Raw genomic sequence first — 24,378 nt, 5'->3', positions numbered from 1 at the left:
TCGACACTACGCCGGCCACAGCGGCGCACGGCAGCGGCGCGGCCGGTCACGTTCAGCCCGCGTTTCGGTTCAGCGGCCGCGCGACGGCGATGTTCATGCGCGAGCCGGAATCGCCGCGGCGCTGTTGACGATGCCCCGGCTATGCTTTGCCGATGAAACGAACGACCTGCCTGCTGCCTTTCGCCGCGTCCCTGCTGCTGGCCTGTACCGGCACCGGCGCACAGACCCTCGACGCCCGGCGCGCGGCCATGCGCGTGGCCATCGACAACGCCGAACGCGGCCAGTTCGATGCCGCCACGAGCGCGGGCCTGCGCGACCACCCGCTGTACGGCTGGCTCGAATACAGCGCGCTGCGCCGTGGCATCGACACCTTGGACACGCCGCAGGCGCTGGACTTCCTCAAGCGCTACCAGGGCCAGGCCGTGGCCGAGGCATTCCGCGCCGCGTGGCTGCCGGCGCTGGCGCGGCGCCAGGACTGGCCGACCCTGCTCGCCAACTGGCGGCCCAGCAACGACCCCGGGCTGCAGTGCGCCGAGCTCAACGCACGCCTGGCCACCGGCAAGGCCGATGCCGGCTGGATCCGCGACGCGCAGGCGCTGTGGCGCAGCAGCGGCAAGTCGCTGCCCGATGCGTGCGATCCGGTGTTCGCCGGTCTGGCCGAGCGCGGCGGGCTGACCCCGGCACTGCGCTGGGAGCGCATCGACGCCGCGGCCGACGCCCAGCAGCCCGGGGTGATGCGCGCGGCCGCGCGCGGCCTGCCGGCCGCCGAGCTGGCCCTGGCCAATGATTACGCCGCGTTCGTCGACAAACCGGACGGGCGCGCGTTGAAGTGGCCGCAGAACGAACGCAGCCGGCGCATCGCCAGCGACGGCCTGGCAAAGCTGGCGCGGACCGACCCCGACGCCGCCGAACGGCAGTTGCCGCAGTATGCGCAGGCGCTGCGGCTGGACGCCGCGCAGCAGGCGCAGGTGCGCTACCAGATCGCGTTGTGGACGGTGGCGTCCTACCTGCCGGATTCGGCGCGGCGGTTGGCCGCGGTGCCGGAATCGGCGTACGACGAGCGCCTGCACGAATGGCGCGCGCGCGAAGCGATGGCGCGCGGCGACTGGCCCGCGGCGCTGGCCGCGATCCGGGCGATGCCCGCGGGCCAGCGCGGTGACTCGCGCTGGCGCTGGTTCGAGGCACGGCTGCTGGAAAGGACCGGCAGGGCCGCCGAGGCCATGCCGCTGTACCGCGCCGTCGCCACCGAGCCGACCTTCCATGGCTTCCTTGCCGCCGACAAGCTGCGCCAGCCCTACGCACTGTGTCCGTGGAACCCCGGCAGCGATGCGCAGGCGCGCGCGGCGGTGGCGCGCGACCCGGCGCTGGTGCGCGCGCTGGAACTGTTCCGCATCGACCGCGCCACCTGGGCCGCGCGCGAATGGGCCGACGCGCTGTCGCGGTTCGACGACACCCGGCGCCGGCTGGCCGTCGAAGTGGCGGGTGAGGCGGGCTGGTTCGACCGCGCCGTGTTCGCCCTCAAGGGGCCGCAGGAGATGCGCCTGTACGCGCTGCGGTTCCCGCTGTACCACGACGACACCATCCGCCGCGAAGCGGCGCGCAACGCGCTGGATCCGGCGTGGGTCGCCGCCGAGATCCGCGCCGAGAGCATCTTCAACCCCAACGCGCGCTCGCCGGCCAACGCCCTGGGGCTGATGCAGGTGCTGCCCGCCACCGGCGCCAGCGTCGCCCGGCGCATCGGGCTCGACGGCTACGGCGGCGCGGCCAGCCTTTACGACCCGGACACCAACATCGCCATCGGCACCGCCTACCTGCGGCAGCTGCTGGACACCTACGGCGGCCTGCCGTACGTCACCATCGCCGCCTACAACGCCGGGCCCACGCCGACGGCACGCTGGCAGTCGCAGCGGCCGGGCTACGACCCCGACTTCTGGATCGAGACCATCAGCTACAAGGAGACGCGCGAGTACGTCGCGCGCGTGCTTGCGTTCAGCGTGATCTACGACTGGCGCCTCAACGGCAAGGCGGTGCCGCTGGGTGACCGCATCGCCGGCCGCAACGTCCCAGCCTCGCGCGGCTTCGCCTGCCCGGCGGCCAAGGACGGCGCATGAAGACCTACCTGGTCGGCGGCGCGGTCCGCGACCGGCTGCTGGGGCTGGATGCGGGCGACCGCGACTGGGTGGTGGTCGGCGCCACCCAGCAGCAGATGGAGGCACGTGGCTTCAAGGCCGTGGGCCGCGACTTCCCGGTGTTCCTGCACCCGCATACCGGCGAGGAACACGCGCTGGCGCGCACGGAGCGCAAGAGCGGGCGCGGCTACCGTGGCTTCGTGGTCGACGCCGACCCGTCGGTGACGCTGGAGCAGGACCTGCAACGCCGCGACTTCACCATCAATGCCATCGCCTGCGACGAGGACAGCGGCACGCTGGTCGACCCCTGGGGCGGCGCGCGCGACCTCCAGGCGCGCGTCCTGCGCCACGTCGGCCCGGCCTTCGTCGAGGATCCGCTGCGGGTACTGCGCGCGGCACGGTTCATGGCGCGCTTGGCACCGCTGGGTTTCACCCTGGCCCCGGAAACCGCCGCGCTGATGCGGGAGATCGCCGCCAGCGGCGAACTGGACGCGCTGGTACCCGAACGCATCTGGCAGGAACTGCGCAAGGCGCTGCGCGCAGCGCGTCCTTCCGCGTTCCTGCGCACCCTGCACGATACCGGCGCGCTGGCGCCGATCCTGCCGGAAGTGGCCGCGCTGTACGGCATCCCGCAGCGCGTCGAATTCCACCCGGAAGTGGACACCGGGGTGCACCAGGAAATGGTCAGCGACATGGCCGCGCGGCTGGCGCCGGGCGACGACCTCATCGGCTTCGCCGCGCTCACCCATGATCTCGGCAAGGCACTCACCCCGGCCGACCAGCTGCCACGCCATGTCATGCACGAACAGCGCGGGCTGAAGCCGCTGGCGGCGCTGTGCGACCGCCTGCGCATCCCCGCCGACCACCGCCAGCTCGCCACGGCGGTGTGCCGCGAGCATCTCAACGTGCACCGGATCGACGAACTGCGCGACGCCACTGTACTGGACCTGCTGCAGCGCTGCGACGGCTTCAGGCGCCCGGAGCGCATCGCGCAGATGGCGCTGGCCTGCGAATGCGACAAGCGCGGCCGGCTTGGTTTCGAGGACAGCGACTACCCGCAACGCGCCACGCTGCTGCGCCTGCATGCCGCGGCGCTGGCGATCAATGCGCGCGACCTCGCCGCCGAAGGCCTCAGCGGCCCGGCGGTGGGCGAAGCCTTGAACAAGGCCCGGATCAACGCCATCGGCGCGGCACGCCGGGCGTAGGGAGAACCAGTCAGGGGGCGGTTTTCCAGGATGGCGCGCCCGGCCCTGCACTTCCCGTGGGTTTTCCGCCACAGGCCGGCTGCGCCAGCAGCCATGCCTGCGCCAGGCGCAGCGCATCGGCCGGCAGCGCCGCCGGAACATCCGCAACGATGCGGCTGCCATCGCCCATGCCGTTGCGGTCCTTCATCACCGTGGTGGTGAGCAGCAGCGTGCTGCCGTCGACCAGTGTCACCGGAACGTTGCCAGTGGAGTAGCCCATCGTCGGCGTACCGAAACTGCGGCTGGCGCGACGTCCGCGCAGCGCCAGCACGATGGCCTCGCCGGAACTGGCGGTACGCCCGGACTGGAGCACCGCGAGCGGTGCCTCGGGATGGCGCAGGCGCCGGCTCCCATCGTCCGCCGCCAGCCGCAGGGCCTGGCCCACCCAGACCGCACCGTCGCGGTAGCGCCATGGCTGCAGCCCGCCTGCATCCTGGAAATGCCCGACCACGTCCGTGCCACCGACGCGGCCGGGCAGCAGCGGCCCCACCCCCAGCAGCATCGGCCACATGTTGCCGCCGGTGTTCTCGGCCAGGTCCACGATCCAGCCGCAACGGCTGCCATCGTCCAGGCGCCAGAGCGTGTCCCGCAGACGCTGCGCGTGCTGCTGCTCGGCTTCCCGCTGCTGCGCACGGGTGAGCCCCGGATCGGGCAGATAGGGCCCGATCGTGATCCGACCAAGCCGCGGGTCGATCCGCGCGGCCTCCGGCGCAGCAGACGCTTCCACAGCCGCGGGCAGCGCGGCCGCGGGCGCCGCCGCGCGGTACCTGTCGCGCAGCTCCGCGGCCGCCATCCACCCGCCATGACCGGCGGTCGCGCGGTGGATGGCGTCGGCCAGCAGCGCGCGTTGCCGTTCGGCATCGGTGGTCGCGGCAAGCTCGCGACGCAACGCCCTCCAGTCCACCAGGTTCCGATGCAGCGCCCGTTGCTCCAGCAGGCCCAGCATCTGCTCCCGCGCAGGCAACGAGGGCACCGGGGTGGCCGATAGCGCCCACGCCGGCAGCATCGCCATCCACAGCGTCACCGCCAGCGCGCGTTTCCGCTTCCTGCACATCGTGGTTCCATCCCATGGCACGTCGCTAATCGCTACCGATGCAGGATAGAACAGCGCCGGGAACAGGCCCAGGTCAACGTCCGTTGCCCGGGGAATGGGCGCGGACCCGGCTTTGGGGGCTAGATCTTCAGGTAGATCCGGCGCCGGTCCAGCCACCACATCGGCAGCCACCAGGCCGCGACGAAGGCGACGGCCATCGCCAGCGAGGCGGCTTCGGCACCGGCCAGCGGGGTGATCCAGCGGTCGAACACGTGGCTGTACAGCCACCCCCAGCTGCCGGTGCCCAGCAATGCCAGCACCGTCACCCCGGAGCCGGCGTAGGCGGTGATCGCATTGACGCCGAAGCGCCGGCCCAGCGGCGGCCACTGCACGCGGTCGATGAGCACGTGCGCCAGCCACAGCGCCACCAGTGCCCAACCGGACGTCCACAGCACGTAGGACGGCGTCCACAGGTTCTTGTTGAGCGGCTGCCAGCTGGACCACAGCGCCCCCAGCAGCAACAGCACCAGCGCGGCCGGGAGCAGCCGCGCCGCACGGCCCTGGCGCAGCAGCGCGCCGGCGCGCAGGCCAAGCAGGGTCGAGGCCAGGGCGCCGAGCGTCGACAGCAGCCCTTCCGGATCATGCCCCAGCCCGGTGGCGGCGTCGTAGCGGTAAGCCAGGTCGCCGAACACGACGGTGTCCACGCGACTGGGCAGGTTGTGCCACGGCTCGAGCGTGCCCCCCGCGGCCAGCAGCGCCGCGTAGCCGGACAGCAACAGCAGCAGGCAGGCCCACTGCGTGGTCGCGCGCGCCCAGATCGCCAGCACCCCGACGGCGGCGAAACACACGCCGATGCGCTGCAGCACTCCCAACGGACGGTAGTGCGCCAGGTCCAGCCACCACCACGCCAGCAGGTGCAGCAGCAGGCCCAGGCCGACGATGCGTGCCGCCCGCACCAGCACGCTGCGGGTCAGCGCGGCGCGGTCGGCGCCCTGCTCGACCCGCGGCACCACGCCCAGCGCGATCGACACGCCGACGATCACCAGGAAGAACGGGAACACCAGGTCGGTGGGCGTGCAGCCGTTCCACTCCGCGTGTTCCAGCGGCGCGTACACGTGGCTCCAGGTGCCCGGGTTGTTGACCAGCAGCATGGCCGCGACGGTGATGCCGCGCAGCGCATCGACCGATGCAAAGCGGGTGGGTGTCTGGCTGGATGGGGAACTGCTCATGGAGGGTATCCCGTGCGGTCAGGTAGCGGAGGCCGGCAGACACCGCATCGAGAAGCGATTGACCAGCCCTTCGGTCTGTTGAAAAGAACTGCCACCTTTGCCGGAACCGCAAGCAGAGGCCTGCTGTTGCTGTTGCTCGTGATTTGACTTGCCGGGTCCCCTTCCGCAGCGACGGCGCCGACGGACAAGTCCCCGCAAGCGGCGACGTGCTGGGATGCACGTCGTTCTTCGACGAGACAGTGATGTCTCGTCAAAAAAATCCCGGCGGCGGAGTGGACCCACGGCACGTCACTGCCGTGGGCGCGAAGGCAGGCGTGCTTGCTCTTGGCTACCTTCTCTTTGCACGAGCCAAAGATGAGTAACCGGCTCACGCGAAGCGGGAGCGAAAGCCGTTGCCGTTGCCCGGGGCCGATCAAAACGGGGCTTCGCACGATCGAACGCTGTGAGGCTCCGCCCGTACCCTCCCGCTCCGCGTCCCGGTCCACGCCAGCGGCGTGGGCGCTCGAACGCACACGCGCGCCAGTGGCGCGCAAACCGTGCCCTCCCGCCCCGAAGGGAGAGCGGCTCCCTCACTCGCGCTGCCCGGCGATCCACGTCGCCTGCACCTGCAGCCCTTCATCCAGCAGCACGAAATCCGCCTGGTAACCCGCGGCGATATGCCCGTAACGGTCGTCCACGCGCAGGAACTGCGCCGGATACGTCGAGGCCATGCGCGCGGCTTCGGCCAACGGCAGACCCAGCAGATCGACCGTGTTTCGCACCGCGGTGGCCATGTCCAGCGCCGAGCCGGCAAGCGAGCCGGCGGCGTTGCGCACCACGCCATCGACGGCGGTGATGACCTCGCCATACAGCGCGAACGACGGATCGTCGGCGCCGACCATCGGCATGGCATCGGTCACCAGCATCACCTTGCCGCGCGGCTTGGCCGCCAGCGCCACGCGCAGGCTGGCTGGGTGCACGTGCACGCCATCGACGATCACCCCGCACCAGCTGTGCGGGTCCTCCAGCGCGGCGCCGACCACGCCGGGTTCGCGCCCCTGCAGCGGCGTCATCGCGTTGTAGAGGTGGGTGAAGCCGCTGATGCCGGCCTCCAGGCCGGCGCGGGTTTCCTCGTAACTGCCGGCGGTGTGGCCGGCGCAGACGATGGCGCCGTTGCCGACCATCGCGCGGATGGTCTCCACCGGCACCCGCTCGGGTGCCAGCGTGATCACGGTGACACCGTTGTCGAGCGCGGTCGCCATCGCCACCTCGTCCGGCCCCGGCACGCGGAACTTGCCGGCATCGTGGGTGCCCTTGCGCGCCGGCGCGATGTACGGGCCTTCCAGATGGATGCCGAGGATGCCGGGGACGCCTTCGGCGATGGCCTGGCGCACCGCGGCGATGGCTTGGGCCATCACCGCCGCATCGTCGCTGATCAGGGTCGGCATCATGCCGGTGGTGCCGAAGCGGCGGTGCCCGCGCATCATCGTGCGCAGCGACGCCACGTCCGGGGCGTTGTTGAGCAGCGCGCCACCACCGCCGTTGACCTGCACGTCGATGAAGCCCGGCAGCAGCCAGCCGCCGCCCAGATCGTGCCGCGGCACGCCTGCCGGCAGCGAGGCCTCGGGCAGTACCGCCGCCACCTTGCCGTCCTGCACCAGTACCGCGTGGCCGGAGTGGAAGTCGTCGTTGCCCAGGATGCGGGCGTGGGTCAATGCGTAGCTGGTCATCTTCTTGGTTCCGGATGCCCTCCCGCGGCCCTGCGCCGGGAGGATGAACAACGGCAGCGTCCGTGCCCGTTCGATGGCGACGGCGGCAGGTCGCGCGCCTGGGTGGTGAGCCGGCGGCGGCCTGTGCCGCCCCCTGCGACGCGCGGCCCGCCGCGCAGGCCGGGGACCGGCGCTCAGACGGTTTCGGTCACCTTGTTCAGGTGCGGCGGCAGGTCCGGATTATGGCCCCGGCGCAGCGCCAGCGCGTTGATCGCGCGGTAGAAGCTCTGCACCGTCAGCAGCGGCGCGCACAGCGGGTGCGGCGCGGCCGCCACCGGCAGGTCGCCGCCCTCGCCCGCCAGCCACACGCGTGCGCCACGCGCGGCGAACTCGTCGGCCAGGGCGCGGGTACCGGCGCCGGTCTCGTCCGGCTGGGCGAAGGCCAGCACCGGGAAATCGCGGCCGACCAGCGCCATCGGCCCATGCTTGACCTCCGCCGAGCTGTAGCCTTCGGCATGCAGGCCGCAGGTTTCCTTGAACTTGAGCGCCGCTTCCTGCGCCGCGGCCAGGCCGGGGCCGCGGCCGACCACGAACAGGTTGTGGGCATCGACCAGGCCTTCGGTGAGCGCGCTCCAGTCGCACTGCCAGGCCTGGGTCAGGGCCGCGGGCAGGGCGTCGAGCGCGGCGATCAGGGTCGGGTCATCGCGCCAGTAGGCGCACAACTGCAGGATCGCGGCCAGCGAGGCCAGATAACTCTTGGTCGCGGCCACGCTGCGCTCGGCACCGGCACCGAGCGGGATCACCGTATCGGCCAGCTGCGCCAGCGGCGAATCCTCGACGTTGACCAGCGCCACCACGCGCGCGCCGGCGGCCTTGGCCGCCTCGGCGTTGCGCAGCAGGTCCGGGCTCTTGCCGGACTGCGAGATCACCAGGTACAGCGCGCCCTGCAGCTGCTGCCGGGCCTCGTAGACCGACCCCACCGACGGCGAGGCCGAGGCGGTCACCAGCCCCAGCCGGGTCTCGAACAGGTATTTGGCGTAGGTGGCGGCATGATCGGAACTGCCGCGCGCGCAGGTGACCACGAACGGCGGCGGGTTCTGGCGCAGGTCCGCGGCCAGCGCGCGCACGCGCTCGTGGTTGCGGGCGAACTGGGCGGCGATCACCGAGGCGCTGGACGCGGCCTCGTTGAACATCAGGGTTTCGGTCTCGCTGGGCAACATGGTTCTACTCGGAAAGATCGGGGGAAGGGGAAGGCGGCCGCAACGGCTGCTGGCGCAGCGGCGCGGTGGAGCCGCGCACCACCAGCTGCGGCACGAAGCCCTGGTTCTGCAGCTGCACCGGGTTGTCCTCGTAGGCGTCGGTGCGCAGCTGGCTGATCAGCAGCCGCGCGGCATGCCGGGCGATGTCGCCGGTGGCCTGCTTGGCGGTGGTCAGCGCCGGCCACGACTGGCGCGAGAACGGGCTGTCCTCGAAACCGGCGATGGACAGGTCGTAGGGCACGTTGAGCCCGGCCGAGTTGGCCGCCGCCAGTACCCCGGCGGCGATCTCGTCGTTGGAGCCGAAGATCGCGGTGGGCGGCTCGCGCAGCGCCAGCAGCCGGCGCGCGCCGCGGAAGCCATCGTCGAAGGTGTAGTCGCCCGGGATCACCAGGTGCTTGTCCAGCGGGATGCCGTAGTCCTTGAGCGCGGCCTCGTAGCCGGCATAGCGCTCGCCGCTGGAGCGGTGCTCCGGCCCGCCCCACAGGAAGCCGATGCGCTGGTGCCCGAGCTGGATCAGGTGCTCGGTGATCTCGTAGGCGGCATCGCGGTCGTCGACGAACACGCAGGCGCCGTCGGCCGGGTCTTCGGTGGCGGCGATGATCCGCACCGTCTTGATCCCGCGCGCGTTGAGCGCGGCCACCAGCTCCGGGCGCTCGGACATCGGCGCGGTCAGCACCAGCCCGGCCAGGCGCGAACGCTGCACCCAGTCGGCCAGTTCCTCGGCCAGCATCGGCGAGGTCGAGTCGCACGGATGGATCTGCAGGCCGAAGCCGGTCTCGCGGCAGGCCGACAGCACGCCGTTCTGCACGCCGATGATGTGGTACGGGTTCGGGTTGTCGTAGACCAGCCCGATCACGAACGTGGTGTTGCTGCGCAGGTTGCGCGCCGACGGATCCGGCTCGTAATCCAGCTCGGCGACCGCGCGCAGCACCCGCGCGCGGGTGGCCTGCATCACCGACGGTTCGTTGTTGATGACCCGCGACACGGTCTTGAGCGACACCTTTGCCCGCTCGGCGACGTCCTTGATGGTGGGCCTGCGCATGACGGTTTCCTGCCTGGACTGACTGGCCGCCATGATGCTCGATTCAGCCGCCATGCGCGCGGCCCGCACGCTGCCCGCGGACAGCGAAATAGAGGATGTACAGGTAGCACGGCACCATCAGCGCGGCGAACACCAGCTGGAAGTCGAAATGCTGCTTGAGCACCGCGAACGCCTGCGGAATGATCGCGCCGCCGGCGATGCCCATCACCAGCAGCGCCGAGCCGGTCTGGGTGAAGCGGCCCAGGCCGCGGATCGCCAGCGGGAAGATCGCCGGCCACATCATCGCGTTGGCGAAGCCCAGCGCGGCCACGAAGCCCACCGAGACGTAGCCGTGGGTGACGTAGGCGCCCACGCTGAACAGCACGCCGAGCGCCGCCGAGACCGCCAGCCAGCGCTCCTGCGAGATGAAGCGCGGGATCAGCACCAGGCCGACCAGATAGCCGACCAGCATCGCCGTCAGCGTATACGAGGTGAACAGCTTGGTCTGGTCCAGCGGCAGGTCGAAGCCATGGCCGTAGGTGCCGATGGCGTCGCCGGCCATCACCTCGGCGCCGACGTAGACGAACAGGCACAGCACGCCCAGCCACAGGTGCGGGAACTGGAAGATGCTGTGCTTTTCCGCGGCGCCGTCGGCGGCCACGGCGTTGGCCTCGGCCGCGCGCACTTCCGGCAGCGGCGAGAACAGCACGCCCACCGCCACCAGCAGCAGCACCCCGGCGATCACCATGTACGGGGTATGGATCTTGGCGGCGAAATCGCTGAGCAGCTGCGCCTTGGTGGCCGCGTCCGCGACCTGCACCTGGGCGTCGAGATCACCGATGCCGTGCAGCACCAGCGAACCGATCACGATCGGCGCCAGGATGCCCGCGACCTTGTTGCAGATGCCCATCAGCGCGATGCGCTGGGCCGCGCCCTCGATCGGGCCGAGGATCGAGATGTAGGGGTTCACCGCGGTCTGCAGCAGCGCCATGCCGCCGCCGATCACGAACAGGCCGCCCAGCGCACCGGCGAACCAGCGCTGCGTCGCGAACTGGCCGAACAGCATGGCCCCCACCGCCATCACCGCCAGGCTCAGCGCCAGGCCCTTCTTCATGCCGGTGCGGTTGAGGATCAGCGACGCCGGCAGCGCCAGGAAGAAGTAGGACAGGTAGAACACCATCAGCACCAGGAACGCCGACACCTCGCTGACCTCGAAGGCCAGCTTGACGAAGGTGATCAGCGGCCCGTTGATCCAGGTACAGAATCCAAGGATGAAGAACAGGCCGCCGACGATGGCGATCGACGACGCCATGCCGGTGCGCGGCGTGGAAGCGGGAACAGCGGACATTGGTCAAGGCTCCTGCAGCTGCGAGAGGGACGGCTCACGCCGACCGGTGGTAACTGGAAACAACGTTGTCACATTTATGGTTGGGTGCCGACGCGTTTGTCAACAACGCGTGTACGCGTGACCCGCCTGCCGCCCACGCTGGCAGCGCGCCGCACGGCATGCAGCCAGTGCTCGCGTGCTTGAAAACGCAGGGTTTGCCGGCCGCCTGCTTTCGAATGCAACCGAACCGCAGCCGTCGCCGCCGCGCAGAACGGCGCTGCGGCGCAGCATCGAAAGTTTCAACTATTCGTTGACATCGTTGTCAGAACGATTACAGACTCGGCTCCCGATGGCGCCTGACGGGCGCTCCCCCAACGCCATAGGGAAACCGAGTGACCGCTGCCGCCCCCACACTGCAGACCTTTCCGCTCGACAGCGCGTCTCTACCTTTCATGGCCGCCGACGTCGGCGGCACCCATGTCCGCGTCGGCCTGATCCGCGCCGGCGGCAGCGATGGCGGGACCATCGAGATCCTGTCCTACCGCAAGTACCGCTGCGGCGACCATCCGAGCCTGAGCGCGATCCTGTCCGACTTCGCCAGCCACCACCCGCAGGTGGCGCACTGCGTCATCGCCAGCGCCGGCTACGCGCTGGCCGACGGCAACGTGATCTCGGCCAACCTGCCGTGGCCGCTGTCGGCCAGCCGCATCCGCGACGACCTCGGCTTCGAGGCCGTGCACCTGGTCAACGACTTCGAGGCCGTCGCCCACGCCGCCGCCCACATCGACGGCAGCCAGGTGCTGCAGCTCACCGGCCCGGCGCAGGCGCCGCGCGGCCCCACCCTCGTCGTCGGTCCCGGCACCGGCCTGGGCGCCGCGCTCTGGATCCCCGTCGGCGAGCGCTCGGTCGTGCTCGCCACCGAAGCCGGGCAGGCCGCGCTGGCCGCCGGCACCGAACTGGAAATGGCCGTGCTGCAGCACATGCTGCGCAACCGCAGCCATGTCTCCATCGAGCACGGCGCGCTGTCCGGGCCCGGCCTGCTCAACCTCTACAACGCCCTGTGCGCGGTGCGCGGCACCGCGCCCGTGCACGCCACCCCCGACGCGGTCAGCGCCGCCGCCTGCGAGGGCAGCGACCCGCTCGCGGTCCAGACCCTGGAGCTGTTCTGCGGAATCCTCGGCTCCACCATCGGCGACATGGCCCTGCTCTACGGCGTGCAGGGCGGCATCTACCTGGCCGGCGGCATCCTGCCCAAGCTCGGCCCGTTCCTCATCGGCAGCACCTTCGTCCAGCGGTTCCTCAACAAGGGACCCATGGCCACGGCGCTGCAGCGCATCCCCGTGAAACTGGTCGAGCACGGGCAACTGGGCGTCATCGGCGCAGCCAGTTGGTATCTGGAAAAGTTGGCCACGCAAGCCTCGCAGCATAAGCAACAGATGCAATAGCAAGACCAGACGTAAAGCGGCACGCCCGTGCCTTTCATTCCGATGTTGAGGAGAGACAACATGCACCGCAAGACCCTGCTTTCGGCAGCCATCGCCGGCTGCCTTGCCTTCAGCGCCCACGCGCAGGAAGCGCAGCCCAAGGCGACCGACCTGGACACCGTCACCGTCACCGGCATCCGCGGCTCGATGGAAAAGTCGCTGGACACCAAGCGCGAGGCCAATGCCCGCGTCGAAGTGGTGACCGCCGAGGACATCGGCAAGCTGCCGGCGCACAACGTCGCCGACACCCTGCAGCGCCTGCCCGGCGTGAACATCAGCTCGTCCAGCGCCGACGAAGGCGGCTTCGACGAAGCCGACCGCGTCAGCCTGCGCGGCACCAGCCCGAGCCTGACCCAGACCCTGATCAACGGCCACAGCGTCGGCTCGGCCGACTGGTTCGTACTCAGCCAGGGCAACAACGTCGGCCGCAGCGTCAGCTACACCCTGCTGCCGTCGGAACTGGTGCGTTCGGTGGAGGTGAACAAGTCCTCGCAGGCCAAGCTGCAGGACGGCGGCACCACCGGCACGGTCAACATCATCACCCGCAAGCCGCTGGAGTTCGCCAAGCAGATCACCGCCGAAGCCTCGATCGGCGCGGTGCGCTCGGACCAGGCCAAGTCCAACGATCCGCAGCTGTCCGGCCTGTTCAATTACAAAAATGACGACAACACCTTCGGCGTGATGGTGCAGGCGTTCAGCCAGAAGCGCGAACTGCGCCGCGAAGCCCAGGAAGTACCCGGCGGCTTCTTCCAGATCGGCGCCTCCGACCCGGTGGCCGCGACCAACCCAGACCTGGTCGGGGTGTGGGCGCCCGGCCTGCTCGGCTCGACCCTGTTCGAACAGACCCGCGAGCGCAAGGGCGGGCTGGTCGCACTGCAGTTCAAGCCGTCCGACTCCCTCATCCTGGGTGTCGAGGGCTTCAGCTCGAAGATGGACGCCAACAACTACAACCGCAACTTCATGTTGTGGGGCAACCACTTTGCCGGCGCGCAGGCACCCAACCCCGGCTACGTGGTCAAGGATGGCGTGCTGACCGATGCCACGTACACCGGCCAGGCGGGCACCGACTACGCGGTGTACGACATGATCTACCGCGAAGCCACCGCCAAGAGCAGCTACGTCACCCTGGATGCCGACTGGCAGATCAACGACAACCTGAGCGCCAAGTTCCAGGCCGGCTCGACCAAGGGCACCGGCTCCACGCCACGCCAGTTCATCGCCGAAGTGACCCTGGCCAATGGCGGCGGCGCCAGCTGGAGCACCCACGGCAACGGCGCACCGATCGACTGGAACGTCGGCGGCGACCTCACCCCGAGCGGTGTGACCAGCTTCGGCACCTGGGGCAACCAGCAGGTCACTGCCGAGGACAAGGAAAAGTGGTTCACCGCCGACTTCAGCCAGTACTTCAACGACGGCACGCTGAGCTCGCTCGACTTCGGCGCCCGCTACGCCGACCACAAGCGCGAGGCAATGTCGCCGGAAGGCGCGAGCCCGGGCGACATCTGGAGTGCGCTCAAGAATGGCGCCACCGCACCGTACCCGGATGGCTTCGCCAGCAGCATCGGCGGCACCTTCCCGCGCAACCTGTGGTATTTCACCCCCGGCGCGCTGAAGGACGCGGTGGTCAACAACTCCACCTGGCTGTCCAACGACGACGGCCCCAACGGCCGCCACAACTATGGCGCCGAGTGGAAGGTCCAGGAGAAGAACTTCTCCGCCTATGTGCAGGCCAACTTCGTCGGTGACCGCTGGAGCGGCAACGTCGGCCTGCGCTACGTCAATATCGACCAGGACATCATGTCCTACCAGTCGGTCAGCGACGTCGCCAATGCGGATGTCACCAGCCTGTTCGCCCAGGGCCCCGGCCCCGGCTGCGGCTGGGCCTGCCCGGTGTGGGGCGGCTGGAAGATCATCAACACCAACAACAAGCACAGCCGCATCCTGCCGAGCGCGAACCTGAAGTTCGACATGGCCGACAACCTGGTGTTCCGCTTTGCCGCATCCCAGACCCAGACCCTGCCGGACTTCTCCGCGCTCGGCGCCTCGTCCTGGGGCTCTGACCTGAACAAGACCGGTGGCGGCGGCAATCCGAACCTGAAGCCGATCGTATCGACCAACTTCGACGCCAACCTCGAGTGGTACTTCATGCCGCGCGGCCTGCTGTCGATCGGCGCCTACTCGATGAACCTGAAGGACTACGTGGCCTTCGGCACCGAGACGCAGATGCTGTTCAGCGAATTGACCCACAAGCTCGAGCCGTACAACGTCTCGGTTCCGGTCAACTCCAACGGCAAGGTCACCGGCGTCGAACTGGTCTACGAGCAACCGATCGGCGAAAACTTCGGGGTCACCAGCAACTACACCTACGCCGATGGCAGCACCTCGCACACCTGGGCCGACGGCAGCAACAACCTGACCGGCACTTCGAAGAACACCTACAACGTGGGTGCCTACTTCGAAAACGAAACCTTCGGTGCACGCGTGGGCTACACCTACCGTTCGAAGTTCCTGATCGGCCTGTCCGGCGCCAATCCGTACTACCAGGACAGCTTCGGCACCCTGTCGGTGGCACTGAGCTACAAGTTCAACGACCACCTGAGCTTCAGCCTGGATGCGCTGAACCTCAACGACCCGACCTACAAGTACTACCAGAGCGCCAGCATTCCGACCGCGTTCTACAGCAACGGGCGCCAGTACTACCTCAATGCCCGCGTGAAGTTCTGATCCATCCCGGCACGCCGCACCGCCGGGCAGCATGACGCGCCGGGCCTGGATCATTCCGGGCCCGGCGTTTTTTTGAGTACCCTCCAGAAAACACAGGAGCTCCGCCCCGATGACGAAGTCCCTCCGTGCGCGTCGTCGCGCAACCCTGCTCGGCAGTTGCCTGCTGCTCGGCCTCACCGCCGTGCAGGTCCACGCCGCCGGCGCACCGTCGCTGATCCCGCTGCCCGCCAGTTACCAGGCCGACGGGGGCAAGGACTTCGTACTGAAGGATGCCGCCCGGGTCGGCGGCAATGACGAGGCTTCGCGCCGCGTCGCCGCCCAGTTCGTCGAGCTGCTCAGGCAGAACGGCGGCCCCACGCTTGCGGTGGCCGAGAACGCCAGCAAGGCGCAGATCCGCTTCCGCCTGGACCCGTCGGCGACCAAGCCGGCCGAGGCCTACACGCTGAAGGTCTCCAATACCGGCATCGATGTCAGTGCCAGCGATGACCGCGGCCTGTTCTACGGCGCCGTCACCGCCGCGCAGCTGCTGACCGACCAGACCCCCGGCGAGGTCGCCGCCGCCACCATCACCGATGCGCCGCGCTTCGTCTGGCGCGGGCTGATGCTGGATTCGGCCCGCCATTTCCAGAGCATGGACGAGATCAGGAAACTGCTCGATGCCATGGCCCAGCACAAGCTCAACACCTTCCACTGGCACCTCACCGACGACCAGGGCTGGCGCATGGAGATCAAGCGCTACCCGAAGCTCACCGAGGTGGGCAGCTGCCGGGTGCCGCTGGGCGACGCCGGCCGCGACCCGGCCACCGGCGAGCCACGCCGCTACTGCGGTTACTACACGCAGGCGCAGATCCGCGAGATCGTGGCGTACGCCGCCGAGCGCCACATCCAGGTGATCCCGGAGATCGACGTCCCCGGCCACGCCACCGCGGCCATCGCCGCCTACCCCGAGCTGGGCGTGACCGGCCGGAAGCTGGCCATCGATAACCAGTGGGGGGTGTTCCCCAACCTGTTCAACACCGAAGAGAGCACCCTGCAGTTCCTGGAAAACGTGCTGCTGGAAGTGATCGACATGTTCCCGGCCAGGTACGTGCACGTCGGTGGCGACGAGGCGGTCAAGGACCAGTGGATCGCTTCCCCCCGCGTGCAGGAGCACATGCGCCGGCTCGGCCTGAAGGACGAGATGGAAATGCAGAGCCATATGATCAAGCGCCTGGAGAAGTTCCTGGAGCAGCACGACCGCCGCCTGATCGGCTGGGACGAAATCCTCGAGGGCGGCCTGCCGCCCGAAGCCACGGTGATGTCCTGGCGTGGCACCGAAGGCGGCCTGAAGGCGGCCAGCGAAGGCCACGACGTGATCATGTCGCCGGTCACCCACATGTACATGGACTACCTGCAGACGTCCTCGCCGGACGAGCCGCCGGGCCGGCCGACGACCATCGAGCTGCGCAAGGCCTACGGGTTCGAGCCGGTGCCCGCGGAACTGGCCGCCGACAAGCGCCAGCACATCCTCGGCCTGCAGGCCAACATGTTCACCGAGCACACGCGCAACGACCGCAATCTGGAGCACAACCTGTTCCCGCGCCTGGCCGCGGTGGCCGAAACCGGCTGGAGTCCGGCGGACAAGCGCGATTTCGATGGGTTCCTGCAGCGCCTGCCGCGCCAGCTGCAGCGCTACCGCGCGATGGGCATCCACTACGCGCAGACGCCGTTCCAGGTGGACATGCACGACCAGGGCGACCGCAGCGCCGGCACCGCCACGGTCACGCTCGACAATCCGCTCGGCTACGCGGTGCATTACACGCTCGACGGCAGCGCGGTGAGCGCCGCGTCGCCGCGCTACGTACAGCCGCTGCAGGTCAGGCTGCCGGCCGAGGTGCGCGCCGCGGCGTTCTTCGACGGCAAGCCGCTTGCCGCGGCCAGCCGCTTCGCGATCACCGCCGATTCGCTGCTCACCCGCGACGACACCCGGCTCGGCCTCTGCCCCGGCGACGGCAAGCTGCTGTTGCGCCTGGAGGACGACGGCCCCGCCGACGGCGAGCGCGCGGTGTTCAACGTCAACATCTTCAGCCCGTGCTGGCTGTGGCAGGACGCGGACCTGGCGGGCGTGAGCGCGGTGAAGGTCCGCGCCGGGCGCATCCCGTACAACTTCCAGCTCGCCCACGACGAACCCAGCCGCCGCTTCGCGCCCGCCCGCACCGCGCATGGCGAGCTGGAGATCCTGGCCGACTGCAAGGGCACGCCGCTGGTGTCGGTGCCGCTGCCGGCGGCGCCGGGCGCCGACGGGTTCGTGGAGCTGCGCGCGCCACTGCACGCGGCGGCGCCGCGCGCCGACCTGTGCATCCGTTTCACCGGCGACACCCGGCCGGCGCTGTGGACGCTGGACTGGATACAACTGGAAACCACGCACTGAGCACGCCCCAGGGGCCACCGGAAACGGTGGCCCTTTTCTTCATGGGGACGGACCACGCAGGCCGCTGCGGTGCAGGCCCCCGGGCGCGGGCAGCGAGCCAGGTCCGGGCGATGCGAAAAAATTTCACGAATACAACCGACCGGTCCTGCGCACCGTCCAAATTTGAAGCATCGTTTCGAATGAAATAATTTTTGCCATTGCAATCATTGGGTTATTTGAAATTCTGGCGGCATTGTTGATCTGAAAATTTTTTGCATAACAGCTTGACATCGTTGTCAGGCAACGCCGAAACTCCGGATGCCGCAGCTCCCCATGGAACTGCAGACACTCCGGGGGAACCGCGTGGTCGCCAGCTTCAGTCCAACCCAGCACCAGCCCATCGCCGCGCCGGCCGTGCCGCTGATCGCCGCCGATGTCGGCGGCACCCATGTGCGGGTGGGGCTGGTCCGTGCCACGCCGGGCCAGGCCGTCGACGTGATCGCCTACCGCCGCTACCGCTGCGCCGACCACGCCGGGCTGGGCCAGATCCTGGCCGACTTCCACGCCCACGCCCCCGGCGCGCGCGAATGCGTCATCGCCAGCGCCGGCTACGCGCTGGCCGACGGCAGCGTGATCTCGGCCAACCTGCCGTGGCCGCTGTCGGCCAGCCGCATCCGCGACGACCTCGGCTTCGAGGCCGTGCACCTGGTCAACGACTTCGAGGCCGTCGCCCACGCCGCCGCCCACATCGACGGCAGCCAGGTGCTGCAGCTCACCGGCCCGGCGCAGGCGCCGCGCGGCCCCACCCTCGTCGTCGGCCCCGGCACCGGCCTGGGCGCCGCGCTCTGGATCCCCGTCGGCGAGCGCTCGGTCGTGCTTGCCACCGAAGCCGGGCAGGCCGCGCTGGCCGCCGGCACCGAACTGGAAATGGCCGTGCTGCAGCACATGCTGCGCAACCGCAGCCATGTCTCCATCGAGCACGGCGCGCTGTCCGGGCCCGGACTGCTCAACCTCTACAACACCCTGTGCGCGGTGCGCGGCACCGCGCCCGTGCACGCCACCCCCGACGCGGTCAGCGCCGCCGCCTGCGATGGCAGCGACCCGCTCGCGGCCCAGACCCTGGAGCTGTTCTGCGGAATCCTCGGTTCCACCATCGGCGACATGGCCCTGCTCTACGGCGTGCAGGGCGGCATCTACCTGGCCGGCGGCATCCTGCCCAAGCTCGGCCCGTTCCTCATCGGCAGCACCTTCGTCCAGCGGTTCCTCAACAAGGGGCCCATGGCCACGGCGCTGCAGCGCATCCCCGTGAAACTGGTCGAGCACGGGCAACTGGGCGTCATCGGCGCAGCCAGTTGGTACCTGCAGCACCGCAGCACCTGAGCACGCTCCCACCCACGCAGCCACGACACCGCCGCACGGGCACGCGCCCGCGCACCGGCCCCCCCCAGCAACCGCGGTTCAACCCACAATCACGCCAATGATGAGGAGAGACATCATGAGGTACCGCAAGTCCGTACTGTCCGCCGCCATCGTCACCTGCCTGAGCTTTTCCGCGCATGCGCAGGAGGCCGGCAAGAAGGAGGCCACCGACCTCGACCGCGTCGTCGTCACCGGCATCCGCGCCAGCCTGCAGCAGTCGCTGGAGACCAAGCGCAATGCCGACGCCATCGTCGACGTCATCACCGCCGAGGACGTGGGCAAGTTCCCGGCCACCAACGTGGCCGAGGCGATGACCATCATCCCCGGCGTGACCATCGACCGCGCCTACGGCCAGGGCGAGAAGGTCTCGATCCTCGGCACCGATCCGGCGTTGAACCGCACCCTGCTCAACGGCCAGTCCATCGCCTCCGGCGACTGGAACATGTCCGACTTCCCGACCCGCACCTTCAACTACTCGCTGCTGGCGCCCGAGCTGGTCGGCAAGGTGGAAGTATTCAAGTCGCCGGAAGCGCGCATCGATGAAGGCTCGATCGGCGGCACCGTGATCGTCTCCACCCGCAAGCCGCTGGACATGCCGGAGAAGGTCAGCCTGTCCGGCCGCGTCAGCTATGGTCGCAACGACCGCGTCGAGAAGACCGATCCCAATGCCTCGGCCGCGTTCGCGTGGAAGAACGACGCCGGCAGCTTCGGCGTGATCGTCTCGGCCCAGGCCTCCAACGAGAGCATCCGCCGCGACGGCATCGAGTCCTACGGCATCGTGCGGGCCAAGGACTACATCGCCGGCGTCGGCGGCGCCCCGGGCTCGGTGACCAACCTGCCGCCGGACTGGTCCAAGCCGCCGGTCAACGGCGTGCAGCCGACGCTGCCGGCCACCTGTACCGGCACCTGCGCCGAAACCCTTTACGCCAACCCGAACGCGGTCGGCCCCAACTCCACCAGCGCACACTTCTTCGAGCAGCAGCGCGAGCGCAAGACCTACTCGCTGGCGCTGCAGTTCAAGCCGGTGGAGCAGATGAACATCGAGCTGAACGCGCTGAAGATCGACGCCAACTTCGACCACATGGCGCAGTCGATGTTCACCCACCAGGGCAACACCTGGAACAGCCTGAAGACGCTGAGCGACATCACCGTCAAGGACGGGCTGATCACCAGTGCCAGCCACAAGAACGGGCTGGTGGTGTTCGACCTGCAGAACCGCCGCGCCAACGTCGAGTCGTCGACCTACGACGTCAAGCTCGACTGGAACGACGAGCGCTGGTTCGCGTCCACCCATATCGGCCGCACCAAGGCCGACGGCGGCCCGAAGCAGGTGTTCGGCGAGTTCCTGGCGCGCACCGACTACACCTGGTCCATCGCCGACGCCCCGGGCAATCCCGGCAGCGTCACCTTCACCGGCAGCAATCCGTTCCTGAACCCGGACCAGTTCCAGATGGACGGCGGCTGGGGCGGCGACCCGTCCAAGCCCGGCTGGAACACCGGCTGGGGCGGCAACCTGGTCGAGAAGCCGACCGTCGACAAGGAAACCTACGGCCAGGTCGACTTCGGCATCAAGCTCGACTCGCCGGTCTACCTGGTCCGCTTCGGCTACAAGCAGCGCAAGCACGAGACCAGCCAGGTCCAGCAGGGCATCGGCCTGGCCGCAGTAGCCACCTATGGCGACGCCAAGGCCTCGCAGTTCGATCCGCGCGAGCTGCCCGGCAACTACCTCAACGGGTTCAGCGGCTACGGTGACCTGGGCAAGCGCTTCACCATCGATGGCTGGAAGCTGGCCGAGTACATCAGCAGCGGCAAGTGGCTGGCACCGTGGCAGACCATGCCGGTCGTCTCGCCGTTCAGCGCCGAGGAGTTCGCGCGCAACAACTGGTCGATCAACGAGGACATCGGCGCGGCGTACGTGCAGGCCGACTTCAGCTTCGACAAGCTGCGCGGCAACGTCGGCGTGCGCTACGTGCGCACCGACCTGGAGTCGGGCAGCTACGAATGCAACACCGGCCTGGCCGGCTGTACCAAGCCGGAATGGTCGGCCGAGAAGCTGGCGGCGTCGTACGACCCGGTGGTGAAGAAGAACAAGTACAACAACGTGCTGCCGAACCTGAACCTGGTGTACGACGCCACCGAGTCGCTGGTGCTGCGTGCGTCCGTGGCCAAGACCATCGCCCGCCCGAACTACACGGACATCTCCTCCTACCTGTGGCTGTCCGACACCGCGCTGACCGGCGGCGGCGGCAACCCGAACCTCAAGCCGTACCAGTCCACCAACGTGGATTTCTCGGCCGAGTGGTATTTCTCGGAGAACGCCATCGTCGCCGGCTCGATCTTCTACCGCGACGTGGCCGACTACATCCTCACCGAGTCCACCCCGGAGACGCACTGGAACCAGAACCAGAACAAGAACGACACCTACCTGGTGGACCGTCCGCGCAATGCCGGCGACGCGAAGATCAAGGGTTATTCGCTGGCCTGGCAGCAGAACTTCGGGCTTGGCTTCGGCATCGTCGCCAACTACACCTACTCCGACGGCGAAGCCACCGGCGGCCGCCCGCTGCCGTTCAACTCGAAGAACCAGTTCAACATCAGCCCGTTCTTCGAGAACGATACCTGGACCGCGCGCGTCACCTACGGCTGGCGTGACAAGTACTTCACCAACATCAGCGCCGGCCGCCAGCTGTGGACCATGGACTATGCCTCGCTGGATGCGTCCATCGCCTTCCGGATCAACGAAAACCTGTCCGTCGGCCTGGAAGGCATGAACCTGCTGGACGAGCAGTACCACTCCTACTCGGGCGTGGAACAGCTCACCCGCGGTGCCTACCTGAGCGGCCGCCGTTACATGGCCTCGCTGCGCTTCGCCTTCTAAGGGCGGAGCTGCAGGAATACCGATTGCGTTCTTTCTCCTCCAACGGGCCTGGAGCTTTTCCAGGCCCGCTTTTTTTTCAGTGGCGGCCGGCGGCCCGCGTCGCAGGCCCCACCGCCCGGACACCGGCGCGGGCCGCCACGCCGCCATCCAGTTCCAGGGAGTCACGATGATCCGAAACCGAACCGCCGCCACACTGACGGTGGCCGCCCTGCTCGCCGCGGCCGCCATTGCCACCGGCTGCACGCCCAGCGCCTCCCCCGCGCCCGCACTGGCCGTGGCCGCCGCCGACGTGCAGGGCGCGCCGGTGATTCCATTGCCGGCCGTGGTGCAGCCGGCCGAGGGCCGCTTCGTCGTCGATGCGACCACCGCGGTCCGCGCACCGGGCGATGCCGCCGGTCGCGTCGCCACGCAATTCACCGAACTGCTGGCCAGGACCACGCCGCTGCGGCTGGCCGACGGCCAGGGCCCGGGCATCGAGTTCCGCATCGTGCCCGCAGCCGCCGGCACCTCGCCGGAGGCCTACACGCTGCACATCGGCGACGACGGCATCAGCGTCCAGGCCGGTGACGAACACGGGCTGTTCAATGGCGCGATGACGCTGTGGCAACTGCTCGCCGGGCCGCAGTCCAGTGCGGTGGCGCTGCCGGCGATGCGGATCGAGGACACCCCGCGTTTCGCCTGGCGTGGGCTGATGCTCGATTCGGCGCGGCATTTCTGGAGCGTGGAGCAGATCAAGGCGGTGCTCGACGCGATGGCCACGCACAAGCTCAACACCTTCCACTGGCACCTCACCGACGACCAGGGCTGGCGCATCGAGATCAAGCGCTACCCGCGCCTCACCGAAGTCGGCGGCTGCCGCGTGCCGCCGGGCGAGGCCGGGCGCAGGGCCGACGGCTCCCCCAACCGCTACTGCGGCCACTACACGCAGGCGCAGATCCGCGACGTGGTGGCCTATGCCGCCGCCCGCCACATCACCATCGTTCCGGAAATCGACGTGCCCGGCCACGCCCAGGCGGCGGTGGCGGCCTATCCCGAGCATGGTGTGGTCGATGGCCCCACCGAACCGTCGCACAACTGGGGCGTGAATCCCTACCTGTTCAATCCGCGCGAGGAAACGCTGCAGTTCCTGGAAGGCATCCTGACCGAGGTGATCGAGCTGTTCCCGGGGCCGTACGTGCATATCGGCGGCGACGAGGCGGTGAAGTACCAGTGGCAGGCATCACCCGCGGTGCAGGCGCACATGCGCCGGCTCGGGCTGAAAGACGAAGAAGCGCTGCAGTCGCACATGCTCAAGCGGCTGGAAGCGTTCCTGGAGGCGCGCGACCGCAAGCTGATCGGCTGGGACGAGATCATCGAGGGCGGGCTGCCGCCGCAGGCCACGGTGATGTCCTGGCGTGGCATCGAAGGCGGCATCGAGGCCGCCACCCATGGCCACGACGTGGTGATGTCGCCCGGCAACACCCTGTACCTGGACTTCCTGCAGACCAACCTGCCGGACGAGCCGCCGGGCCGGCCGAAGTTCACCTCGATGCAGAAGATCTACGCGTTCGACCCGGTGCCGGCGCAGTTGCCGGCGGCGCAGCGCCGGCACGTGATCGGGGTGCAGGCCAACATGTGGACCGAACACACCCGCACCCGGGAGCGGCTGCAGCACAACCTGTTCCCGCGCATGGCGGCGCTGGCGGAAATCGCGTGGACGCCGCTGGAGCGCAAGGACTACGACGGCTTCCTCGCACGCCTGCCGGTACAGCTGCACCGCTACCGCGCGCTTGGCATCGCCTACGGGCAGACCGCACTGTCGGTGGCGATGCAGCGCCAGGACGACCGCGCCGGCAACCGGGTGCGGGTCGAGCTGTCCAATCCGCTGGGTTATGGCGACATCCGCTACACCACCGATGGCAGCGTGCCGACCTCGCGGTCGCCTGCCTACACCGCGCCGCTGGACGTTCCGGTGCCCACCGAGCTGCAGGCCGCGGCGTTCTTCGACGGCAAGCCGCTGGCCGACCGCGCGAGCCAATGGACGCTGGACGCCGCCGCGCTGCTGACCCGCACCGACAAGACCCTGGCGCAGTGCCCGCAGGGCGGCCGCCTGCTGCTGCGGCTGGAGGATGACACCCCCACCGAAGGCCCGCGCGCGAGCTTCGACGTGACCATCTTCAACCCGTGCTGGTTGTGGGAGGACGCGCAACTGCAGGACGTGGCGTCCATCCAGGTGCGCGCCGGCCGCATCCCCTACAACTTCGGCCTGCTGCGCGAGGAAGAGGCCAAGCGCGGCTTCCGCAAGGCGGTGGCGGCACATGGCGAGTTCGAGGTGCGCGATGGCTGCGAGGGCCCGGTGCTGGCGTCCCAGCCGTTACCGCAGGCCACGGACGCCGATGGCTTCATCACCCTGGAGGCGCCGCTGCGCGTCCCGGCCAGCGGTCGCGCCGACCTATGCATGACCTTCAGCGGCGACACCCGGCCGCAGATGTGGGTGTTGCAGCAGGCGACCCTGCGCACGCGCGATTGAGCCCGCATGGCCGCCGGCGGACAGCCGGCGGCCGCGCGCGGGTCG

14 protein-coding genes are annotated in these 24,378 nt (G+C 69.2%); 8 read left to right on the top strand and 6 right to left on the bottom strand.

Going from position 1 to position 24,378, the window contains the following annotated elements:
* The first annotated feature begins 152 nt into the window (after positions 1-152).
* Both ACJ7VY_RS02955 and ACJ7VY_RS02950 read left to right on the top strand, forming a co-directional pair.
* Positions 153-2,111, top strand: coding sequence for a transglycosylase SLT domain-containing protein (locus tag ACJ7VY_RS02955; RefSeq protein ID WP_409476334.1), 1,959 nt, complete (start codon positions 153-155; stop codon positions 2,109-2,111).
* Positions 2,108-3,334 carry a multifunctional CCA addition/repair protein gene (locus ACJ7VY_RS02950; protein ID WP_409476333.1) on the top strand — a complete coding sequence of 409 codons (1,227 nt, stop codon included), beginning with the start codon at positions 2,108-2,110 and terminating at the stop codon, positions 3,332-3,334. The genes ACJ7VY_RS02955 and ACJ7VY_RS02950 overlap by 4 nt, the downstream gene beginning before the upstream one ends.
* Positions 3,335-3,344: 10 nt before the next feature.
* Here the strand turns inward: ACJ7VY_RS02950 and ACJ7VY_RS02945 are convergent, their stop codons facing one another.
* From ACJ7VY_RS02945 to ACJ7VY_RS02920, 6 genes are all read right to left on the bottom strand, one after another.
* Entirely contained in the window at positions 3,345-4,385 is a 1,041-nt protein-coding gene (locus ACJ7VY_RS02945; RefSeq protein WP_409476332.1) for a S41 family peptidase, read from the bottom strand.
* Between the two features lie 161 nt (positions 4,386-4,546).
* Positions 4,547-5,635, bottom strand: a complete 1,089-nt coding sequence (locus ACJ7VY_RS02940) for an acyltransferase family protein (RefSeq protein WP_409476331.1) — start codon at positions 5,633-5,635, stop codon at positions 4,547-4,549.
* A gap of 569 nt (positions 5,636-6,204) precedes the next feature.
* Positions 6,205-7,344 carry an N-acetylglucosamine-6-phosphate deacetylase gene (gene nagA / locus ACJ7VY_RS02935; RefSeq protein WP_161613210.1) on the bottom strand — a complete coding sequence of 380 codons (1,140 nt, stop codon included), beginning with the start codon at positions 7,342-7,344 and terminating at the stop codon, positions 6,205-6,207.
* 173 nt (positions 7,345-7,517) lie between these two features.
* Complete coding sequence (locus ACJ7VY_RS02930; RefSeq protein WP_293760736.1) at positions 7,518-8,543, bottom strand: SIS domain-containing protein; 1,026 nt, start codon at positions 8,541-8,543, stop codon at positions 7,518-7,520.
* A gap of 4 nt (positions 8,544-8,547) precedes the next feature.
* Positions 8,548-9,624, bottom strand: coding sequence for a LacI family DNA-binding transcriptional regulator (locus ACJ7VY_RS02925; protein WP_240213452.1), 1,077 nt, complete (start codon positions 9,622-9,624; stop codon positions 8,548-8,550).
* A 43-nt stretch (positions 9,625-9,667) separates the two neighbouring features.
* Positions 9,668-10,951, bottom strand: coding sequence for a sugar MFS transporter (locus ACJ7VY_RS02920; protein WP_161613207.1), 1,284 nt, complete (start codon positions 10,949-10,951; stop codon positions 9,668-9,670).
* A gap of 371 nt (positions 10,952-11,322) precedes the next feature.
* On the opposite strand from ACJ7VY_RS02920, the gene ACJ7VY_RS02915 reads away from it, so the two are divergent.
* The 6 genes from ACJ7VY_RS02915 (at position 11,323) to ACJ7VY_RS02890 (ending at position 24,333) form a co-directional block, all read left to right on the top strand.
* On the top strand, positions 11,323-12,375 hold the full coding sequence (locus ACJ7VY_RS02915) for a glucokinase family protein (protein ID WP_409476330.1): 1,053 nt from the start codon (positions 11,323-11,325) through the stop codon (positions 12,373-12,375).
* Between the two features lie 60 nt (positions 12,376-12,435).
* Positions 12,436-15,138: a TonB-dependent receptor gene (locus ACJ7VY_RS02910; protein WP_313254051.1), complete on the top strand. Its 2,703-nt coding sequence runs from the start codon at positions 12,436-12,438 to the stop codon at positions 15,136-15,138.
* A gap of 109 nt (positions 15,139-15,247) precedes the next feature.
* Entirely contained in the window at positions 15,248-17,548 is a 2,301-nt protein-coding gene (locus ACJ7VY_RS02905) for a beta-N-acetylhexosaminidase (protein ID WP_409476329.1), read from the top strand.
* A 312-nt stretch (positions 17,549-17,860) separates the two neighbouring features.
* On the top strand, positions 17,861-18,907 hold the full coding sequence (locus ACJ7VY_RS02900) for a glucokinase family protein (protein ID WP_409476328.1): 1,047 nt from the start codon (positions 17,861-17,863) through the stop codon (positions 18,905-18,907).
* 115 nt (positions 18,908-19,022) lie between these two features.
* A complete protein-coding gene (locus ACJ7VY_RS02895) occupies positions 19,023-21,824 on the top strand; it encodes a TonB-dependent receptor (protein WP_409476327.1) in 2,802 nt (933 codons plus the stop codon).
* A gap of 166 nt (positions 21,825-21,990) precedes the next feature.
* Positions 21,991-24,333 (top strand): beta-N-acetylhexosaminidase, encoded by a 2,343-nt coding sequence (locus ACJ7VY_RS02890; RefSeq protein WP_409476326.1) that lies wholly within the window; start codon positions 21,991-21,993, stop codon positions 24,331-24,333.
* The last annotated feature ends 45 nt before the right edge of the window (positions 24,334-24,378 follow it).

Origin of the sequence: Stenotrophomonas sp. Y-13 (assembly GCF_046267925.1) — a bacterium.
GTDB classification, from domain to species: Bacteria; Pseudomonadota; Gammaproteobacteria; order Xanthomonadales; family Xanthomonadaceae; genus Stenotrophomonas; species Stenotrophomonas acidaminiphila_A.
The sequence above is the reverse complement of the archived record's forward strand: the minus strand, read 5'-3'. Positions and strand labels throughout refer to the sequence as shown.